Source organism: Solirubrobacter pauli, from assembly GCF_003633755.1.
Taxonomy (GTDB): Bacteria; Actinomycetota; Thermoleophilia; order Solirubrobacterales; family Solirubrobacteraceae; genus Solirubrobacter; species Solirubrobacter pauli.
The window spans coordinates 1,738,182-1,756,770 of the sequence record NZ_RBIL01000002.1; the positions used below are offsets into that span (position 1 = coordinate 1,738,182).

An 18,589-nucleotide genomic window follows, 5' to 3' on the forward strand; every position below is an offset into this window, starting at 1 on the left:
ACATGGTCGGCCGCACGGACGAGCAGGCCCACCTGGAGGCCCTCATCGACGCCGCACGCGAAGGCCGCAGCGGCGCGCTGCTGCTGCACGGCCCGCCCGGCATCGGCAAGACCGAGCTGCTCCGCCACGCCGTCGCGCGGGCCGAGGGGTTCGTCCTGCTGCAGGCGCGTGGGCTGGAGTCCGAGTCGGGCATCCCGTTCGCCGGCCTGGCCGAGCTCGTCGCGCCGCTGCTGGGCGAGCTCGACGCGCTCCCGGACGTGCAGGCGGCGGCGATGCGCTCGGCGCTCGCGCTCGGCCCGGCCACGGAGTCCGACCGCTTCACGGTGCCCGCCGCGCTGCTGTCGCTGCTCGCCCGGGCAGCCGACGAGCGTCCCGTGCTGGCCGTCGTCGACGACGTGCAATGGCTCGACGAGCCGAGCCTCGAGGCCTTCCTGTTCGCCGGCCGTCGCCTGGGTGCCGAGGGCGTGGCGATGCTCGCGGCCGCCCGCAACGACGCCCGCCGCGTCGAGGTCCCGTGGCTGCAGCGCATGGCCGTCGGCCCGCTGGCGGACGAGGACGCCCGCGCGCTGCTGGACCCGGCGATCGCGCCGGCGGTCGCCGACCGCCTGGTGGCGACGGCCGCCGGCAACCCGCTCGCGTTGCTGGAGATCCCGGCGCTGCTCACGGACGCCCAGCGGGCGGGTCGCGAGCCGCTCGCGGACCCGCTCCCGCCGGGCACGAGCGTGGAGCGTGCGTTCGCGGTCGCGCTCGACGCGCTGCCGGAGGCCACGCGCGCGGCGCTCCTGCTCGCGGCGGCGGCGAGCACGCGCCGGCTGGACGCCATCGGCCGCGCGCTTGCCGCCCACGAAGCGGCCGACCGGCCGGGCGCGGCGGCCGCGCCCGGCGACTCGCCCACCCCCGCCGTCGGCGACCGGTCCGCCGACCCCAGCGGCGACTCGCCCGCACCCGCCGTCGCGGACGTGTCCGCCGCGCGTGCCGCGGTGTCGGTGCGCGTCTTCGAGCCGGCCGAGGCCGCCGGCATCGTCGTGCTCGCCCGCGGCGAGCTCGAGTTCCGGCATCCGCTGATGCGGTCCGCCGTCTATCACGGGGCGGCGCCGGGCGAGCGGCGGGCGGCCCACGCCGCGCTGGCCGCCGCGAGTGCGGGCGCGGAGCGTGCGTGGCAGCTCGCGGCGTGTGCGGTCGCGCCGGACGAGGACGTGGCCGCCGCGCTGGAGGCTGCTGCCCTCGAAGCGCGGGGACGCGGGGCGCACGCCACCGCCGCGCGGGATCTGCAGCGGGCCGCGCAGCTCACGCCCGGCACGGCCACCCGGGCGCGGCGGCTGCTCGCCGCGGCCGGCGACGCGATCCGGTCCGGCGAGGCCGAGCAGGCGAGCGCGTGGCTCGATGAGGCGGCCGCGCTGGCCCGCGCGGACGAAGCCGTCGATCCGCTGCTCGCCGCGGACGTCGAGCGGCTCCGCGGGCACGTCGAGATGCGGCGCGGCTCACCGGTCGAGGCGAACGAGCGGCTCGTGGCGGAGGCCGACCGCGTTCGCGGGCGCGATCCGCGCCGGGCGGCCGCCATGTTCCTCGAGGCGTCGGTCGCGCACCTGATGACGGGCGATCCCGCCGCGCTCGTCGGCGCCGCCGAGAAGGCGCGGGCGCTGTCCGCGGGCACCGAGCCGGCGGTCGAGCTGCTCGCCACCGCGGTGATCGGGCAGGCGCAGATCGCGCTCGGCGAGATCGAGCCGGGTGTGGCCGAGCTGCGGGCGTGCGAGCCCTACCTGATGGAGGCGGACCCGCTCGGGATGGTCGAGATCGTCGGCATGGCCGGGCACGCGTGGACGTGGGTCGAGGACTGGGACCGCGCGACGAAGACGCTCGACCGCGTGCTCCGCGCGGCCCGCGAGGCCAGCGCCGTGTCGGCGCTCATCCACCCGCTCGCCGCGCAGGCGCACCTGGACCTGCGCCGGGGGCGCTGGGCGTCGGCGCTCGCGAGCGCGTCGGAGGCCGTCGAGCTCGCCGAGGACGCCGGGCAGCATGCGCTGCTCCCCCACGCGCTGGCGGCGCTCACGCTCGTGGAGGCCGGGCTCGGCCACGAGGCCGACTGCCGCGCGCACGTGGAGCGGGCGGGCACGGACGACCCGTACCGGCACGCCGCGCTCGGCCAGCTCGAGCTTGCGCTCGGGCGCGTCCCGGAGGCGATCGACGCGCTGGAGGCGGGCGAGCGGCAGATGCGCCGTCGCGGGCTCTCGTCCGCGGTCGTGCAGCTACGACCCGACCTGATCGAGGCCTACGTCCGCGCCGGACGGCGCGAGGAAGCCGAGGCGCAGCTCGCCACCCTGGAGGCCGACACCGCGGAGGGCCGTGCGGCCCGCCGTGCCGCGGCCGCCGAGGCCGCGGGCAACGTCCGCGCGCTCCGGGCCGACTCGCTCGCGTCGCTGCCGGTGGTCGGCGTCGGCCCGCGCTGGGTCCGCGCGGCCGCGGAGCGCTGCCGCGGGCTGCTCGCGCCGGACGACGCGTTCCGTTCGGTGTTCGAAGCCGCCCTGGCGCTGCACGAGGACCTGCCGATGCCGTTCGAGCGCGCCCGCACGCAGCTCGCCTTCGGGGAGCGGCTGCGCCGCGCCAAGCAGCGGGCGGAGGCGCGCGAGCCGCTCACGCAGGCGCTCGACGAGTTCGAGCGCCTCGGCGCGAAGCCGTGGGCCGAGCGCGCCCGGTCCGAGCTGCGCGCGACCGGCGGCGCCGCGGCGGGCCGCCGCGCGCCCGCGGCCGCCGGCCAGCTGACACCGCACGAGCTGCAGATCGCCGTGCTCGTCGCCCAGGGCATGACCAACCGCGAAGCGGCCGCCGCGCTGTTCCTGTCGCCGAAGACGATCGAGTACCACCTCGGCCAGATCTACCGGAAGCTGGACGTCCGCGGCCGCTCGCAGCTTGCCCGCCTGATGGCGATGGAGCTCCCCGAGGGCGAGCGCGACCCAGCCGTGCTCGCCGACGCGCTCAGCTGACGGTCCTTGCAGGAATGCGCCGCTTCACGTACAACCTGCTTTGTAGGTGCTCGACACGCTCTACATCGAAGACGTCACGCAGGCCGACGCGCTGCTCAAGCCCAAGCGCGTGGAGATCCTGCGCCATCTGGCCGAGCCGAACACGTGCACGCAGATCGGCGGCGCGCTCGGCGAGACGCCGCAGGCGATCTACTACCACGTGAAGCGCCTGCAGGCGGCCGGGCTCGTGACGCTGGTCGACGAGCGCCGCGTGCGCGGGATCGCCGAGGGCATCTACCAGGCGGTCGCGCGCTCGTTCTGGGTCTCCCCCGCGTGCGTCGGCCGGCTCGGGGAGCCGCGGGCGCGTGAAGAGCTGCTCGGCCTCGGCTTCCTGCTCAACCTCACCGAGGAGATGTCGCGCGACCTGGCGCAGCTGGCCGCGGGGCCGGTCGTGCTGCCGTCGTTCGGGATCGCGGGCGACATCAAGCTGTCGCCCGAGGACGGCGCCGCGTTCGTGTCCGAGCTCCAGCAGGCGTTCGGCCAGGTGCTCGCCAAGTACAGCGGCGGCGAGGGCCACACCTTCCGGCTCGCCCTCGCCTGCTATCCGCAGCGGCCCTAGGCCTCGGCCATCTCCTGCGCCTCCTCGACGGCGAGCTCGAGGTACGCGCGGCGCACGTTCGCGATGTGCTTGCCCTGGACGTCGACCGCCCAGTCGGCGAGCTCCTTCGCCTCCGCGTCGCCGGTGGTGGACGCGATCGTCTGGACGATCTCCCAGTGGCACAGCTCGCCCGCCTCGGCCATGCTCAGGAACTCGAAGCCGTCGAGCGCCTCCTCCTCGCCTTCGAGGTAGGTCTTCATCATGTCCACGGCCTCGCCCTTGGTCTCCCGCGCCTTCTCGCGGATGGCGGTCTTGCGGCCGTCGAGCGTGTCGATGTAGCCGTCGGTGCGGCGCTCGGTCTCGGCCGCCTCCTCGCCCATCCGGGCCAGGTCGCCCTTGAAGTCCTCGGCGCCGTCCATGCCCGCGACCTGCTTGGTCGCCTGCTGCGCGGCCTGCGCGAGGCCGAGCACCTCCGCGAGCTTCTCGTCCAGCGGTGTGAGTTCAGCCATGCCCGCGGATATACCCAACCGCGGGCGCGCCTTAATCCAGGCGTTCTTCGAGGCGCGCGACCGTGTCCCGCGCCTGGTCGCGCTCCTTGCGCGCGCCCTTGAGGACGCGTTCGGCCGACTCGGCCTCCGCCTTGGCCTCGTCGAACGCCCGCTTGGCCGCCTCGAGCGCCTCGTGGGCGCGCTCCAGCGTCACCTTGGCCTCCTGCGCGTCCTGCTCGGCGCCGCGGGCCGTACGCTCGCGGACCGTGAGCGTCCCGCGCGCCTCGCGCAGCTCGTCCTCCAGCGCGAGGCGTTCCCGCTCGGCGCGAGCCTCGGCCTCCTCGTCGCGCTTGGGCGGCGCGGCGGGCTTCTTGGCCGGCTTGGACGCGGCGAGCACGTCGGCGAGGTCGTCGCTGCCGCCGCCGGACGAGAACGGCCAGGCGCCGCCCGCCTGTGCCTCGCCGGTCAGGCGGCCGGCGGACAGCGCGGCGCGCAGGTCAGGGTCGCCGGCCGCGGCGCGCAGCGTCGTGCGCAGGCGGTCGGCCATCGCGCGTGAGAGCGGCTTGCCGCCGGGCTTGAGGTCGACGGCGGCGCGCATGACGTCGTCGACGGCCCGCCGCTCGGCCTGCGTCGCGGTGCGCAGGTTCTCGGCCCCGCCGCCCGCGAGGGCCGCGTCCTGCGCCGCCCGCAGCGCCGCGCCGGCGTCCAGGAGCGCTCGGACGACGTCGGGGTCCTCGCGAGCGATCTGGTTGGCCGCCCACGCCGCCGGCGTCGGCTTGGGGAGCTTCGCGATCCGCGCGGCCGCTTCCCGGTCGCCGGCCTTGCGGGTCTCCTTCGCGAGCGCGTCGCGGGCCGAGATGAACGCCTCGAGCGGAAGCGCGTAGAGGTCGTCCTCAGGCATCGATCGCCGCGATCGTCGGTTGGTTGCCGATCCGCCACGCGCGTGGCATCCCGCCGGTGGTGAACGGGGCGGCGAGGCTGCCGTCGGCCCCGACCGCGACCAGCCCGGCGGTGCCGAACGGGCCCAGCGCGTCGAGCGCGCGGTCGGCCGCAGCCGCCAGCGGCAGGCCGGCGTGCCGCATCAGCGCGTCGATCTCGTGCGCGAGCGCGACGCGGATGATCGCCTCGCCGTCGCCGGTGCAGGAGACCGCGACCGTGGAGTCGCACGCCCACGTGCCCGCGCCGATCAGCGCCGAGTCGCCGACGCGCCCCGGGTGCTTGCCGCTCGTGCCTCCGGTGGAGGTGGCCGCGGCGACGCCGCCGTGCGCGTCCAGCGCGACGGCACCGACGGTGTTGCCGCGCTGGTCGTCGCGGGCGTCGGTGCGGAACCAGTCGTCGGGCGCGGTCTCGACGCCCCGCTCCCGCGCGAACGCGGCCGCCTGCGCGCCGACGAGCAGCACGTGGCGGCCCTCGTCGAGCACGGCGCGAGCCGCCCTGATCGGGTTGCGGACGCCGCTGAGCGCCGCGACCGCGCCGGCCGCCCGGTCGGCGCCCCGCATCAGCGACGCGTCGTGGAGGACCGCGCCGCGCTGGTCGAGCACCGCACCGCGGCCCGCGTTGAAGATCGGGTCGTCCTCGAGCACGACCACCGCGGCCTCGACGGCGCTGAGCGCGTCGCCGCCGAGGTCGAGCACGGCGTGCCCGGCGTCGACACCCCGCTGCACGCCCGCGAGCGCCTCGGCCCGGTGCCCGTCGCGCCAGCTCCCCGCTCCGCCGTGGACGACGATCGTGATCACTGCCCTGAAGATACGTTGAGCTGCGGCGCGGGTCCGCAGTCGGCGAGCACCTGCCACCGCTCCGTCGTCACGAGCGGCCGGTAGCCGGGCGCGTCGGGCGGCTCCAGGCCTTGCCCGTAGAACCACTTGGACCGGATGATCACGGCCGGGCGCTCCGCGCGCGCGTCCAGGTCGCGCATCGGCAGGTCGAGCCGCCAGGCGACGAGCGAGCGGGCCCGCGCGCTCGTCCGGATGCGGCTGCACGCGACGAGCCGGTCGCGCCCTCCGGCCTCCGCGATCACCGGGTTCAGCGCGTCAGCGGCGTCGGCCCGCTGCCCGAGCTCGGTCCACTGGTCCCGCAGCGTGCCGCCGGTCACGACCAGGACGAGGGCGACGAGCACGACCGCGCCGAGGGGCGCCGCCCACGCCGGGGTGCCGGGCTCGCCGGCACCGGCCGCACGGCGCCCGCGCCGCCCCGTGCGCGCAGTCGCGGCGCGGCCCGCCGCGCGCACGGCGCCCGCGCCCGCCAGCGCGGCGCCCAGCGCGGCCGCGGCGACCAGGTAGCGCGGATTGCCCGCGTAGCCCGCGACGGTCATGACCGCCACGAGCAGGACCCAGGCGGCAGCGGCCGCGAAGATCCGGCGCGCGAGCGGGCCGCCTAGCACGGCGGCGACGAGCGCGGCGAGCACCGCGGGCAGCGTGGAGATCGTCGCCGTGTCGCTCAGGACGGCGAAGAACGGGACGTCGGCGAGCTTCGCGCTGCCGGGGCTCGGGACGCCGCGGGCGGTGTGCGAGGCGCCGAGCGCGCCGCCCGCGCCGAGCAGGTCAGGACCGAACCACAGCAGCGGCACGACCACGCCGGCCGCGATCACCGCGCCGCGGTCCTGGTCACGGCGCCAGAGCCAGAGCCCGTAGAGGCCGAGGAACGGCCACGCCTCCGGGCGCATCAGCGCGGCGGCCGTGCCGAACGCGAGCGCGGCGCGGGCGCGGCCGTCGAGGTGGGCGATCACCGCCCACAGCACCGCGGCGGCGAGCAGCCCCTCGGAGTTGCCGAGCGCGGTGTTGAACAGCCACCACGGCGACAGGGCGACAGCCGCGACGGCCGCCGCTCCGGCCCAGCGGCCGGCGAGCCGGGCGCCGAGCACGTACGCGCCGGCCCACGCCAGCAACCCGCCGGCACGCGCGACGATCAACCACAGCGCCGGCGCGGCCTGCTCCCAGAGTGCGAACACGACCGTGAACAGCACCGGGAACGGCTTCCAGGAAGGCCCGGTGGTCGTGTCCAACGCGAGCCGCTCGGTCTCCCGGCCCCAGACGAGCCAGGCGAGCGGGTCGAAGGCGAGCGCCCACGGCAGCAGCAGCGACAGCGCCGCCAGCGCGAAGGCGGCCAGGACGACCGCCAAGGGTGATCTCAACGAGCGCCCATCACGGCAGCACCAGCTGCGCGAGGACCACGAGCGCGACGATCATCGCGGCGATCAGGACCGCCGCGACCAGCCGCACGGACCAGAGCGCGATCGGGTTCGGCGGGACCTTCGGCACGCGCGTCGCGGCGCCCGTGCGGGCGGCGGCGACCCGCCGCGGCGTGTCGACGGGCGGACGGCCGCGGCCCGCGGCGGTCACCGGGCCGGGGATCGTCGGGTCCTCGCCGGTGATCGCGCCGTTGGCGTGCGAGCGGCGCTCCTCAGCGGCTTCCGCGCGCAGCACCTCGAGCTCGCGCCGGAGCGTGCGGCCGGCGGCGCGCTCGCGGTCGAGCTCGCGCTGGACGCGCTCGACCATCCGGCGGCCGGCCTCGTCGAGCTCGCCGTCCGGCACCTCGCTGTTGAGCAGCTCCTCGCGCAGCCGGGCGACCTCGGCGCGCTCCGCAGCCAGCAGCCGCTCCGCGTCCTCACGGGCGCGGTCGAGCTCCGCGCGCAGGCGCTCGGTCTCCTCGGCCTCGGCGACGATCGATCGCTGCGCCTCCTCGCGCGCCGTCGCGAGCCGGGCGTGCACCTCGGTCGTCGCGGCGCGCTCGGTCTCCACGCGCTGCTCGGCCTCGGTCTCGGCCGACGTGAGCGCCTCCTCGCGCTCGGCGAGCAGGCTTTGCAGACGCGCGACGTCCTCCCGTGCCACGGCCAGCTCGTTGGTGAGCCGGTCGCGCGTGTTCTCGGCGTCGGTCGTCCGGTCCTGCAGCTCGCGCATCAGCTCGCCGAGCGCGGCCCGCTGGTTTTCCTCGTCGCCGGACTGCGCCTGCAGCTGCTGGAGCTGCCCGGCCAGCGCGTCCCGCTCCTCACGGACGGCGCGCATCCCGTCCAGCTCGTCCTCGAGCGCCTCGTGCGCGGCCTTCAGGCTTCCGTGCGCGAGCCGGAGCCCGGCGAGCTCGTCCGCCTCGGCGCGGGCGGCCTCGGCCTCGTTGCGGAGTGCGTCGAGGTCGGCGGGCGGCTCCGCGCGGACCGCCTGCAGCTCGGCCGCGAGCCGCGCAGCTTCAGCACGCGCCGCCTCCAGCTCCGCCTGCGCCGCCGCGAGCGCCTCGGCCTCGGGCGCGAGCTGCGCGACCTCGGCGCGCAGCGCCTCGGCCTCGGCCCGCGCCGCCGCGGCCTCCTCGGCGGTGATCCGCACGGTGTCCACGTCGGCCACGGCCGCACGCAGCGAGGCGACCTCGGCGCGCAGGGCGTCCGCGTCCTCGCCGCCGGCGCGCAGCGCGTCCAGCTCGGCGCGCAGCGCGTCCGCCTCGGCGCGGGCGGCCGCAGCGTCCTCGCCCTCGGCGCGCGGCGCGTCCGCCTCGGCGCGGGCGGCCGCAGCGTCCTCGCCCTCGGCGCGCGGCGCGTCCTCCCCGCGCAGCGACTCGAGCTCCGCCCGCAGCATGTCCAGCTCGGCGCCGCTGCCGCGCAGGCGCTCGAGCTCGGCGCGCAGGGCCGTCACGGCACCGGCCTCGGCGCGGAGGCGCTCGATCTCGGCGCGCGCCTCCGCCAGCGCGGCGGCGTCGGCGCGGGCGACCTCGGCCCTGCCGGCCAGCCGCTCGGCGTCGGCACGGGCGGAGTCGGCCTCCACGCGAAGGGTCTCCAGCTCGCGCGTCAGGCGTTCGATGTCCCGGCGCGCGGTGACGAGGCGCTCGGCGTCGGGCCGTTCGTCGCGCAGGGCCTCCAGCTCGGCGCGCGCGGCGGCCAGCTCGGCGCTGAGGTCGGGGCGCTCGTCGCGGGCGCGGGCCTCGTCGAGCTCGACGCGGAGCGCGTCGCGTTCGGCGCGCAGCTCCGCGACGACCGCGCGGAGATCGCTCTCGGCGGTGACCTGGGTGCTGCGCCGGCGGCGCCGGCGCGGCGGCGGCAGCTCGACCACGAGCGAACGGCCCAGCTCGAGCTCCGCGCCCAGGACGTCGCCACGTGAGGCGTCCCAGGCGAACGTGGCCCGCCACGGACCGGCCTCCAACACCTCGGCGGACCCCGTCACGCGCGTGCGACGACCGCCGGCGTCGACGGTGATCGCCGGGCGCAGCAGGCGTCGCCCGCTCACGCCGTTCCAGCGGCCGACGACGACGAGCCGGTCGTCCGTCGTCCACTCGAAGCGCTCGAGCTCGAACGAGACGTCCTCGGCGCCGGGCATCAGCTCTGCTCGGTGTTCGCCTCGGGCTCTTCCGGACCGGGCCGCGGGTGCAGCAGCGAGCTGCTCGAACGCGCGACGGGCTGCTGGCCGGTCTCGGTCGGCGGCGGACGATGGTCGACGGCGGCGACGCGCTGGCGCCGGTCCCGCCCTTCGACCGCGACCGCGAAGGACACCTTCGAGAACGACAGCACCGCCCCGACGACCATCAGCAGCGCGCCGGCGAGCGACAGCCAGGCGCCGGTGCCGAGGTCCAGCTCGGCGGCGGCGGGCGGCGGGTCGAGCACCTGCGCGGCGACCAGCACGAAGGCCGCGCCGACGATCCAGGGCAGCGCCCGCTTGTCGAGGTAGTCGGCGTCCGGGGTGAGCAGGCCGACCGCGCCCACCACGCCGGCCACCGCCAGCGCCGCGAGCAGCACGTCGACGAGCTCGAACACCGCCCAGGCGTTGAACTCCCCGTACCAGTCGAGGAACAGGCCGATCAGGAGCAGCAGGGCACCGAACGCGAGCACGAAGGGCCCGATGTCGAATCTACGCGTCATCGCTCGCAAGTCTGACAAGGGGTGCCGCTGGACCGCCCCGCGCCCCCGTCACACACAAATTCGTTCTGAGGCTGACACGGCGCGTTTCCCGCCTCCACGCCTGGGCATCTTGTGGACCAGGCGCTCCGCTTTTCTCCCGACCGGACGTCTACTCCCCTCTCCTCACCGGGCGACCGCACCGCCGACACGGTGCGGTCGCCCGGCGTCCCCTTCCGCGGCGACGAGTGCCGCCGCCGATTCGGCGAGGTGACCCCGGAGGACCGTCGGCCCGTCGCGCTCCAGCCCCCGCACGAGCGCGGCGTGGTCGGCCGCCATGCGCTCGGCGCTCCAGAGCGGCTCGAGCTGGTTCATGAACAGCTTCAGCTCACCGTCGAGCGACGCGTGCGCGGCCGCGATCCGGGGCGACTCGGCCGCCTCGACGATCGCGCGGTGCAGCCCGTTGTGCGCGGCGTTGATCGCGCCCCACGCTCCGTCGGCGCACGCGCGCTCGAGCACCGCCAGCGCCGCGTGCACCGAGGCGGGCAGCGGCCCGCGCTCCAAGGCGATCCGCGCGGCCTCGACCTCCAGGGCCGTCCGCAGCTCGAACAGCGCGACGATCTCCTCGCCGGTCAGCCGCGCCACGCGCGCGCCCCGGTTGGTCTCGATCACGACGAGGCCTTCGCCGGCCAGTGCCCGCAGCGCGGCGCGCAGGGAGTGCCGGGCGACGCCGTACTGCGCGCACAGGTCCGCCTCGACCAGGCGTGAGCCCGCCGGGCGCTCGCCGTCGAGGATCGAGCTGCGCAGCGCCTGGGTTACCTCTTCGACCGCGGTCACGCAGGGACCGTAACCGGCCGGCGCACCTCGGGGGCGGCCAGCACGATCAAGCCGGAGAGGATCAGCGCCGCGCCGACCCCGGCCGGGACGCTCAGCTGCTCGCTCAGCACGATCACGCCGAGCAGGGTCGCGGTCAACGGCTCGGCGAGCGTCAGCGTCGCGGTCTCAGCCGCGCTCAGGCGCTTGAGCCCGCGCGCGAACAGCAGGTAGGCCGCGGCGGTCGGGACGACGCCGAGGAACAGCGCGAGCAGGAAGCCTTCGCCGGTGCCGAGCCAGCGCACGCCCGTGATCAGGAGCACCGGGAGCAGGAACACCGCGCTGAGCCCGAACGCGCCCGCCATCACGGTCTCGGGCGAGTGCCCCTGCCCGAGCATGCGCTTGGAGGCGTAGGTGTACGCGGCGTACGACGCGCCCGCCACGAGGGCGAGCGTGACGCCGAGGATCGAGATCGAGGCGTCGGAGCCGCTGAGCGCGAGCATCGCGACGCCCGCGCAGGCCAGCGCGGTGGCCGTCGCCCACGCGCGGGTGGGCGTGCGGCGCTCGAGCGCCCACTCGATCGCGCCGGCGAACGCCGGGCCGGAGCCGAGCGCGATGATCGTCCCGACCGCGACGCCCGTGTCCGCGACCGCGGCGAAGAACGCCAGCTGGTAGCTCGCGACGGCGAGCGCGCCGAGGATCAGCGGGACGCGCGGCAGGCCGCGCAGCCCCGACGAGAGGAGCGCCACCAGCACCAGCAGCGCGCCGCCGACGAGGATGCGGGCGGCGCCGACGCCGGCGGGCGACAGGCCGGCCGGCCCCAGCGCCTGCGCGGTGCCGGTGGTGCCGAAGCAGAGCGAGGCGAGCAGAACCTGAAGCCGTGACATGGAGCGATTGTTCCACAATCGCTCCTATTGTTCAACAATCCGCTGGATGAGCCGGTCGAGGATGCGGGTGGGCGCGCCGCGGGCGAGCGTGGCCTGGATCCGGGCGCTGTGCCCGAGGACGTAGCGCGTGCGCGGCTTCGGCGCGGTGAGCGCGTGGACGACCGCGTTGGCGACGACCGACGCCGGCATCCCGGTCTGCTCGGCCTCGAGTGCCAGCTCCCGCAGACGCTCGGCCATCCGCGCGTAGCGGCCGGTCGGCATCTCGCTCGCGGCGAGCGTGCGCTGCCAGATCGGGGTGGCGACGGCGCCCGGCTCGACCAGGGAGACGTGGACGTCGCCGCGCAGCTCGCGGCGAAGCGCGTCGCTCAGCGCCTCCAGCGCGAACTTCGACGCCGCGTACGGGCCGTAGAGCGGGAGCGCCACCCGACCGGAGATCGACGAGACGTTGACGATCCGGCCGTGGCGGGCGCGCAGTGCCGGCAGGCAGGCCTGGATCACCGCCAGCTGCCCGACCGTGTTGACCTCGAGCTGGTGGCGGAGCTGGTCGAGCGGCAGCGTCTCGAGCGGGCCGATGACCGCGATGCCCGCGTTGTTGACGAGGGCGTCGAGCTGCAGGTCCTGCAGGGCGGCGACGTGCTCGGCGTTCGTGACGTCGAGCGTGACCGGTGTGGCGCCGGCGTAGTCGAGCGGTGAGCGCGTGCCGGCGTAGACGGTGAAGCCGCGCTGGGCGAGCGCGAGCGCGGTGGCGCGCCCGATCCCGCTCGAAGCGCCGGTGACGAGCACGGTTTTCGGCATCGACGGCGAAACTACCGGCATGCTGTTCGCCGAGCTCGCCGCCGCCACCGAGGACGTCCGTGCCCAGCCGAGCCGGCTCGCGAAGGTCGAGCGGATCGCGGACGCGTTGCGCGCGCTCGACGCGGACGAGCGCGTGGCGGGCACGAGCTACCTCGCGGGGTCGCCGCGCCAGCGCGTGCTGGGCGTCGGCTGGGCCTCGCTGCGGGACGATCCGCCGCCGCCCGCCGAGGCGCCGTCGTTGACCGTCGCCGAGGTGGACGGCGTCCTCGCGCACGTGGCGTCGCTGTCCGGTGCGGGGTCGGTGGCGGCGCGACGGGCGGCCCTGGGCGGGCTGATGGCGCGCGCGACCGCGTCCGAGCAGGCGTTCCTGCGCAACCTCGTACTCGGGGACATCCGCCAGGGAGCGCTGGGTGCGGTCGTCGGGGATGCGGTCGCGAAGGCGGCGGGCGTGCCGGTCAAGCAGGTGCGGCGGGCGTTGATGCTGCGCGGGGACCTGGGTGCGGTCGCGTCGGTCGCGCTCGCCGGCGAGGACCTCGCGCAGTTCCGGCTGGAGGTCGGCCGGCCGATCGCGCCGATGCTGGCCTCCACCGCTCCGGACGTGGACGCGGCGCTGGAGAAGACCGGGCCCGCCGCGGTCGAGTGGAAGCTCGACGGCGCGCGCATCCAGGTGCACCGCGACGGCGACGACGTCGGCATCTTCACGCGGTCGCTCGATGAGGTGACGGCGCGCATCCCGGAGGTCGTGGAGGCGGCGCGGGCGTTGCCGGCGCGCTCGTTCGTGCTCGACGGCGAGGCGATCGCCCTGCGCGAGGACGGGAGCCCGCACCCGTTCCAGGTGACCGGGTCGCGGTTCGCCAGCACGTCAGGTGTGCTGCTCACGCCGCTGTTCTTCGACGTCATGCACCTCGACGGCGTCGACCTGCTGGACGCGCGCGGCGAGGAGCGGGCGCTGGCGCTGACCGCGCTCGTGCCGGAGCCGTGGCGCGTGCCGCGCGGTGGGCCAGAGCAGCTCGAGGAGGCGCTCGCGCGCGGGCACGAGGGCGTGGTCGTGAAGGCGCTGGACGCGCCCTACGAGGCCGGCCGGCGCGGGTCCGCGTGGGTGAAGGTCAAGCCCGTGCACACGCTCGACCTCGTCGTGCTGGCGGTCGAGTGGGGCTCGGGGCGGCGGCGCGGGAAGCTCTCGAACCTGTGGCTCGGCGCGCGCGGCGAAGACGGGTTCGTGATGCTCGGCAAGACCTTCAAGGGCCTGACGGACGCGATGCTCGCGTGGCAGACCGAGAAGCTGCTCGAGCTGGAGACGGGGCGCGAGGGGCACGTGGTGCACGTGCGCCCCGAGCTGGTCGTGGAGATCGCGTTCGACGGCGTCCAGACCAGCCCGCGCTACCCGGGCGGCGTCGCGCTGCGGTTCGCCCGCGTGGTGCGCCACCGGCCGGACAAGCCGGCGGCGCAGGCGGACACGCTCGAAGCGGTGCTCGCGCTCAGGAGCTCATGATGATCGCGCCGGCGATCGCGTTCAGGATGCAGATCGCGACGGCGATGATGCCCAGGATGAACCCGGCCTTGGCCTGACCGTAGCCACCCTTGCCGGTGCGCCGGATGTCGTTCTTGGCGACCAGGCCCAGCACGAGGGCGACGAGCGCGGGGACGATGCCGAGGATCGGCGCGAGCAGGCCGAGCGGGATCGCGATGATGCCGAGGATCATCGCCGCGACGGCGCGACCGTCGTTGCCCCCACGAGCGGCGGGCTCCTGGTGGTCGGACACCGGCGGCGCCGGCTGGTACTGCGACGAAGCCGTCGTGGCGGGGCGTTCAGGTGCCTCGGGCGAAGCGGCCATCGGTGGTTCCTCCTGACGGGTCGAGCAGGAACGGGCGCACGTCCCCGAACGGTGGGGAACGGTCCCGCGGATGTGCCAGCTCTGCTACCCGGGCCGGCCCCGTCGTAGGCCCGCTTTCTAGAGCACCACGACCACGAGCACGAGCAGCAGCAGCGCCGCCAGCACCACGACCCCGATGACCGCGTACCGCTCGACCGGCGTCCACTCCCGTTGACGCCCGGCCGCGCGCGTCGCCGGCACCCGCCGCGGCAACGGCGACAGCTCGGGCACGTCGACCTGCTCCCCACGCCGGATCGACGCCGCGAGGTCCGCCGCACGCGCCTCGGCCCGCTCGGCCCGCTCGATGGCAGCGGCGAGCTCCTCGTCCCGCACGGGAGCGACGAGCTCCGTGGTGGGCGGCGCGGCCGCACGCTCCCGCGCGCGGGCCTCGGCCGCGTCGGCCCGGGCGGCAGCGGCGTCGCGTGCCTCCTCGGCCGCGTTCGCCCGCACGGTCGCCTCGTCGCGCGCCTCCACGGCGGCGGCGAGCTCCTCGTCGTGCGGCGGAGCGACGAACTCCGTCGTGGCGGGCGCGGCGGCGAGCTCGCGCACGCGGGCCTCGGCGGCCTCCGCGCGGGCGACGGCCTCGTCGCGCGCGGCCTCGGCGCGCTGGATCGCGGCCTTGAGGTCCACGGTCGACGGAGCCGCGGCCGCGCGCGCGGCGAGCTCGTCGCGGGCCGCCTCGGCCCGTTCGGCGCGCTTGATCGCGGCGGCGAGCTCGTTGACCGGCGAGGCGGTCGCGGCTTCCGCGCGCTCGGCGCGCTGCAGGGCGTCGGCGAGCTCGCCGACGCGCGCCAGCGCCTCGGCCCGCGCAGCCTCCGCGCGAGCGAGTGCCTCGTCGCGCGCGGTCTCGGCCTCGTGCAGCGCGCCTTCGAGGCGGACGACCTCGTTCGCCCGCTCGACCGCGCTCGCGTGGTGGCCGGCGTGCGTCTCGAGCTGGCGCCGGGCGAGCTCGAGCTCCGCGCTGAGCCGCGCCCGGGCGGTGGTCTCCTCGGCGAGCTGCTGTTCGAGCTCGGCGATCCGGCGCGCGCGAGCGGCCGCTTCCTCGATCGCGGCGCTCGCGGGTGCGGTCGCGCCGGCGTCGGCGGGTGTGGCCCGGCTCGGCGTGCCCGCGCCGACGGCGCCCGCCGCACCGGCCCGCGCCGGCGGGTCCGACTCCGGGACGGGCCGTGGGGCGTCCGACGCGGTGGACCGGTCGGACGAGGCCGTCTCCGGGGCGTCCGCGGTGGCCTGTGCCGGCGAGTCCGTCTCCGGGGCGGGCCGTGGGGCCGTCCTCGGGGCGTCCGGCGCCGATGGCTGAGCCGGCGGGCCGTCCGGCTGCGCGGCGGCGTCCGGCAGGCCCGACGAGCCGGGCTGCGACGCATCCGGCGTCGCGGGTCGGACCCGCTCGCCCGGCGCGGCCTCGACCCGCGGCGGTGCGGGCGGCTTGGACGGTGCGGTCGGCGAGGGCTTCGTCGCCGTGCGCTTCGGGCGCGGGCGGGGCGTGAGCGTCACGGCGTGCGTGCCGGGTTCGCCGAGGTCGAGGACGACGTCCGGGGCGACTTCGAGGCGCGCGGCGGTGATCGGCTCGACGGGACCTCGCCAGGCGAAGGCGGCGATCCAGGCGCCCTCGGCGTCGGGGGCCCAGGGCTTGTGGTCGAGCAAGGCGATCATCCGGCGACGGCGGCCGTCCACGCGGACATGGAGGGTGGGGCGCATGAAGCGCTGGCCGCGCACGCCGAACCAGCGGCCACGGACTTCCAGCCGTTCGTCGTCCTGCCACTCGAAGCGTTCGAGCTCGAAGCTGAGCTCGTCAAGGCTCATCATCGGTGCGGCTACCCATCGTAGGCTGTCCGGCCGGATGAAGCGGCGCGTTGCGGTGGATCTCAGCGTCCTGCGCCAGTCCCGCGACCTGCGCCTGCTCGTGATCGGCGAGCTCTTCTCCGGGCTGGGATCGCAGGCGGCGCTGGTCGCGATCCCGTTCCAGATCTACCTCCTGACCGACTCGGCGGCGCTCGTCGGGCTGCTCGGGATCGTCGAGCTGGTCCCGATCGTGGTGTGCAGCCTGCTGGGCGGAGCGATCGCCGACCGGATCGAACGGCGTCGCCTGATGTTGACGGGCCAGGCGCTCGTCACGGCCTCCGCGATCACGCTGGCGGCCACGTCGGCGAGCGGCGACCCACCCGTCCCGCTGGTGTTCGCGCTCGCCGCGACCCTCGCCGCCGGCGCCACGCTCGACAACGTCACGCGGAGCGCGATCGTCCCCGCGCTCGCGAAGGACCGGCTGCGCGCCGCGCTCTCGCTCACCTACGGCTTGCATCAGGTGTCGGCCGTCGCAGGACCGGCGCTCGGCGGACTCATGATCGCCGCGCTCGGCACCGCGTCCGCGTACACCGCGCAGGCGATCGGCTTCGTGATCATGATGGGCATCACGCTCGCGCTGCCGCGCCTGTACCCGGCGCCGAGCGAGCAGGCGCACCCGCCGATCCTCGACTCGATCAAGGAGGGCCTGACGTTCGTCCGCGGCAACAGCGCGCTGATGGGCTCGTTCGCCGCCGACCTCGTGGCGATGACGTTCGGCATGCCCCGCGCGCTGTTCGCCGTGCTCGCGCTCACCGTCTACGACGCCGGCGCGACCGGCACCGGCATCCTCTACGCGTCCGTGTCCGCGGGCGCGGTCGTCGCCGCGCTGTCGACCGGCTGGGTCGAGCACGCGCGCTGGCTCGGCCGGATCGTGATCGGCGCCGTGATCGTCTGGGGCCTCGCGATCGCCGCCGCCGGCTTGATGCCGAGCCTGTGGCCCGCGGCCGCCCTGCTCGCGCTCGCCGGCGCCGCCGACAGCATCAGCGCCGTGTGCCGCAGCATCATCAACCAGACCGTCACCCCCGAGCACCTCCGGGGCCGGATGTCGGCGATCTTCATGCTCGTCGTGACCAGCGGCCCGCGCCTCGGCGACCTGGAGGCGGGTGTCGCCGCCTCCCTCACCACGGCGGGCGTCGCCGTCGTGTCAGGCGGCCTCGTCTGCGTTGCCGGCGTGTTGGTGATCGCCGCGCTCTTCCCCGCCCTCGCCGCCTACGACGGACGGGTCCAGAGCGGCGTGCGGGCTTGACGGCGTCCCCGCCGCCGCGGCCTTGGCCGTGATCGTGATCTTCACCTCGTCGTAGCTCTTCGTGCCTCCGGCCCGCACGGTGATCGTCCCCGCCGTGTCGCCGATCTTCACGACCCCCGAGGCGCTCACCGAGCAGCCCAGCTTCTCGCCCTGGATCGAGAACGTCGGCTTCGGGTTCTTGCCCTCGCCGTCGACGCTGACCTGCACCTCGTTCTGCGCCCATTTGCCCGACTTGGGCTTGGCGGGCGACGCCTCGACCGTCGTCTTGTCCGCCTTGGCGCTGCGGAAGACGGCCGGGCCGACGTACGGGATGTGCTCGCTCGCCTTGCCCGCCCCGATCCGCATCGCGAGCTTGCCGTCCTTCTCGACCAGCTCGCGGACGTGCTCGGTGGTGGTGAACGGCGCGTCCTCGAGCGTGTCCGACGGCAGCGTCCGCGCGTGGAGCTTCTGCGTCATCTTGAAGCCCTGCGGAAGCGCCTTCGCGGGCGACGGGTTCGACGCGTTCTTCACGAACGGCGCCGCGTCGATGCCGGCGGTGCTGATCGAGACCTTGTCGACCGTGTTCATCGCGCCCGCGCTCGACAGGAACCATCCCTTCGAGCCGGCCGCGTTCGCCGTCAGCTGGAAGTCGTCGCCAAAGGGCGTCTTCGCGCTGTGGGAGTCGAACTTCTCGTTGATGTTCGCGTCCGCGAGCCCGGACTGGCCCGCCCCGGACGAGTTGAACGTGTGCGTGAAGTGCGCCTCGTAGTTGCCGGCGACCGAGGACGCGGTCGACGCGATGTCCTTGGGCTTCTCGATCACGCGGAACGGCGCGTCCCCGAACGAGACGGCGTTGGTCGCCTTCGCCTTCAGCGTGCCGCCGGGCTGCTTGGCGTCCACGGAGACGACGCCGGTCGTCTCGTCGATCTTCGTCCCCGCCGCGGCCGACGCGGTCCCGGCCTCGAGCGTCCACTTGACGCCGGTCACGCCCGCCGGCTTGGCCGCGGCCGTGATGCTCGTGCCCGCCTCGAGCGGCAGCGTCGCCTTCTGCGGCGTCACCGTGACGCCGGACAGCGGCTTGTCCGCCGTCTCCTCGCGGGCGAGCGTGCCGGCCGCGATCGCCCGGCAGACGGCCTGGTTACCCGCCGTCCGCTGGAGGGACAGGATCGCCGGCTCGCTCATCCGGAGCGTCGGCGCCTTCGGCTGACTGCTTTCCGGCTCGTTGGCGCGCAGACGCTCCATCGGCCGACACTACAGGCGCCACCCGTCCCTCGGCAATGGCGCGCCCCACCGCCTGGTTC

At 75.9% G+C, this 18,589-nt stretch carries 16 protein-coding genes; 4 read left to right on the plus strand and 12 right to left on the minus strand.

From position 1 onward, the window contains the following. The first annotated feature begins 2 nt into the window (after positions 1–2). Together C8N24_RS27810 and C8N24_RS27815 are read left to right on the plus strand one after the other, a co-directional pair. The gene (locus C8N24_RS27810; protein ID WP_121256308.1) at positions 3–2,981 is read left to right on the plus strand and encodes a helix-turn-helix transcriptional regulator; all 2,979 of its coding nucleotides are present in this window, start codon (positions 3–5) and stop codon (positions 2,979–2,981) included. A gap of 46 nt (positions 2,982–3,027) precedes the next feature. Then, a complete protein-coding gene (locus C8N24_RS27815; RefSeq protein ID WP_121256310.1) occupies positions 3,028–3,579 on the plus strand; it encodes an ArsR/SmtB family transcription factor in 552 nt (183 codons plus the stop codon). Here C8N24_RS27815 and C8N24_RS27820 read toward each other — a convergent pair. The 9 genes from C8N24_RS27820 to C8N24_RS27860 all read right to left on the minus strand — a co-directional run bounded on the left by C8N24_RS27820 (position 3,576) and on the right by C8N24_RS27860 (position 12,350). Next, on the minus strand, positions 3,576–4,067 hold the full coding sequence (locus tag C8N24_RS27820) for a hypothetical protein (RefSeq protein ID WP_121256312.1): 492 nt from the start codon (positions 4,065–4,067) through the stop codon (positions 3,576–3,578). The two genes, C8N24_RS27815 and C8N24_RS27820, sit on opposite strands and share 4 nt — an antisense overlap. A gap of 31 nt (positions 4,068–4,098) precedes the next feature. Next, positions 4,099–4,947, minus strand: coding sequence for a hypothetical protein (locus C8N24_RS27825; protein ID WP_121256315.1), 849 nt, complete (start codon positions 4,945–4,947; stop codon positions 4,099–4,101). Next, the gene (locus C8N24_RS27830) at positions 4,940–5,782 is read right to left on the minus strand and encodes an isoaspartyl peptidase/L-asparaginase family protein (protein WP_121256317.1); all 843 of its coding nucleotides are present in this window, start codon (positions 5,780–5,782) and stop codon (positions 4,940–4,942) included. The genes C8N24_RS27825 and C8N24_RS27830 overlap by 8 nt, the downstream gene beginning before the upstream one ends. Beyond that, the gene (locus C8N24_RS27835) at positions 5,779–7,176 is read right to left on the minus strand and encodes a hypothetical protein (RefSeq protein ID WP_147448017.1); all 1,398 of its coding nucleotides are present in this window, start codon (positions 7,174–7,176) and stop codon (positions 5,779–5,781) included. The genes C8N24_RS27830 and C8N24_RS27835 overlap by 4 nt, the downstream gene beginning before the upstream one ends. A gap of 10 nt (positions 7,177–7,186) precedes the next feature. Further along, entirely contained in the window at positions 7,187–9,340 is a 2,154-nt protein-coding gene (locus tag C8N24_RS27840) for a coiled-coil domain-containing protein (RefSeq protein WP_121256321.1), read from the minus strand. Continuing rightward, a complete protein-coding gene (locus tag C8N24_RS27845) occupies positions 9,340–9,879 on the minus strand; it encodes a hypothetical protein (protein WP_147448018.1) in 540 nt (179 codons plus the stop codon). Before C8N24_RS27845 ends, C8N24_RS27840 begins: the two co-directional genes overlap by 1 nt. Before the next feature lie 162 nt (positions 9,880–10,041). Beyond that, entirely contained in the window at positions 10,042–10,692 is a 651-nt protein-coding gene (locus C8N24_RS27850) for a GntR family transcriptional regulator (RefSeq protein WP_121256325.1), read from the minus strand. Continuing rightward, positions 10,689–11,555, minus strand: coding sequence for a DMT family transporter (locus C8N24_RS27855; RefSeq protein ID WP_121256327.1), 867 nt, complete (start codon positions 11,553–11,555; stop codon positions 10,689–10,691). Before C8N24_RS27855 ends, C8N24_RS27850 begins: the two co-directional genes overlap by 4 nt. Positions 11,556–11,579: 24 nt before the next feature. Beyond that, the gene (locus C8N24_RS27860) at positions 11,580–12,350 is read right to left on the minus strand and encodes an SDR family oxidoreductase (RefSeq protein WP_121256329.1); all 771 of its coding nucleotides are present in this window, start codon (positions 12,348–12,350) and stop codon (positions 11,580–11,582) included. Between the two features lie 19 nt (positions 12,351–12,369). Here C8N24_RS27860 and C8N24_RS27865 point away from each other — a divergent pair, with 19 nt between their 5' ends. Further along, positions 12,370–13,842 carry an ATP-dependent DNA ligase gene (locus tag C8N24_RS27865; protein WP_121258061.1) on the plus strand — a complete coding sequence of 491 codons (1,473 nt, stop codon included), beginning with the start codon at positions 12,370–12,372 and terminating at the stop codon, positions 13,840–13,842. Here C8N24_RS27865 and C8N24_RS27870 read toward each other — a convergent pair. Beyond that, a complete protein-coding gene (locus C8N24_RS27870; protein WP_121256332.1) occupies positions 13,829–14,185 on the minus strand; it encodes a DUF4190 domain-containing protein in 357 nt (118 codons plus the stop codon). The two genes, C8N24_RS27865 and C8N24_RS27870, sit on opposite strands and share 14 nt — an antisense overlap. Positions 14,186–14,302: 117 nt before the next feature. Then, the gene (locus C8N24_RS27875) at positions 14,303–16,024 is read right to left on the minus strand and encodes a hypothetical protein (protein ID WP_170179475.1); all 1,722 of its coding nucleotides are present in this window, start codon (positions 16,022–16,024) and stop codon (positions 14,303–14,305) included. A gap of 37 nt (positions 16,025–16,061) precedes the next feature. Between C8N24_RS27875 and C8N24_RS27880 the strand changes: the two genes are divergently transcribed. Next, positions 16,062–17,309, plus strand: a complete 1,248-nt coding sequence (locus C8N24_RS27880) for an MFS transporter (RefSeq protein ID WP_170179476.1) — start codon at positions 16,062–16,064, stop codon at positions 17,307–17,309. Here the strand turns inward: C8N24_RS27880 and C8N24_RS27885 are convergent. Next, positions 17,208–18,530, minus strand: a complete 1,323-nt coding sequence (locus C8N24_RS27885) for a hypothetical protein (RefSeq protein ID WP_121256338.1) — start codon at positions 18,528–18,530, stop codon at positions 17,208–17,210. The genes C8N24_RS27880 and C8N24_RS27885 overlap by 102 nt on opposite strands. Positions 18,531–18,589: the final 59 nt, after the last annotated feature.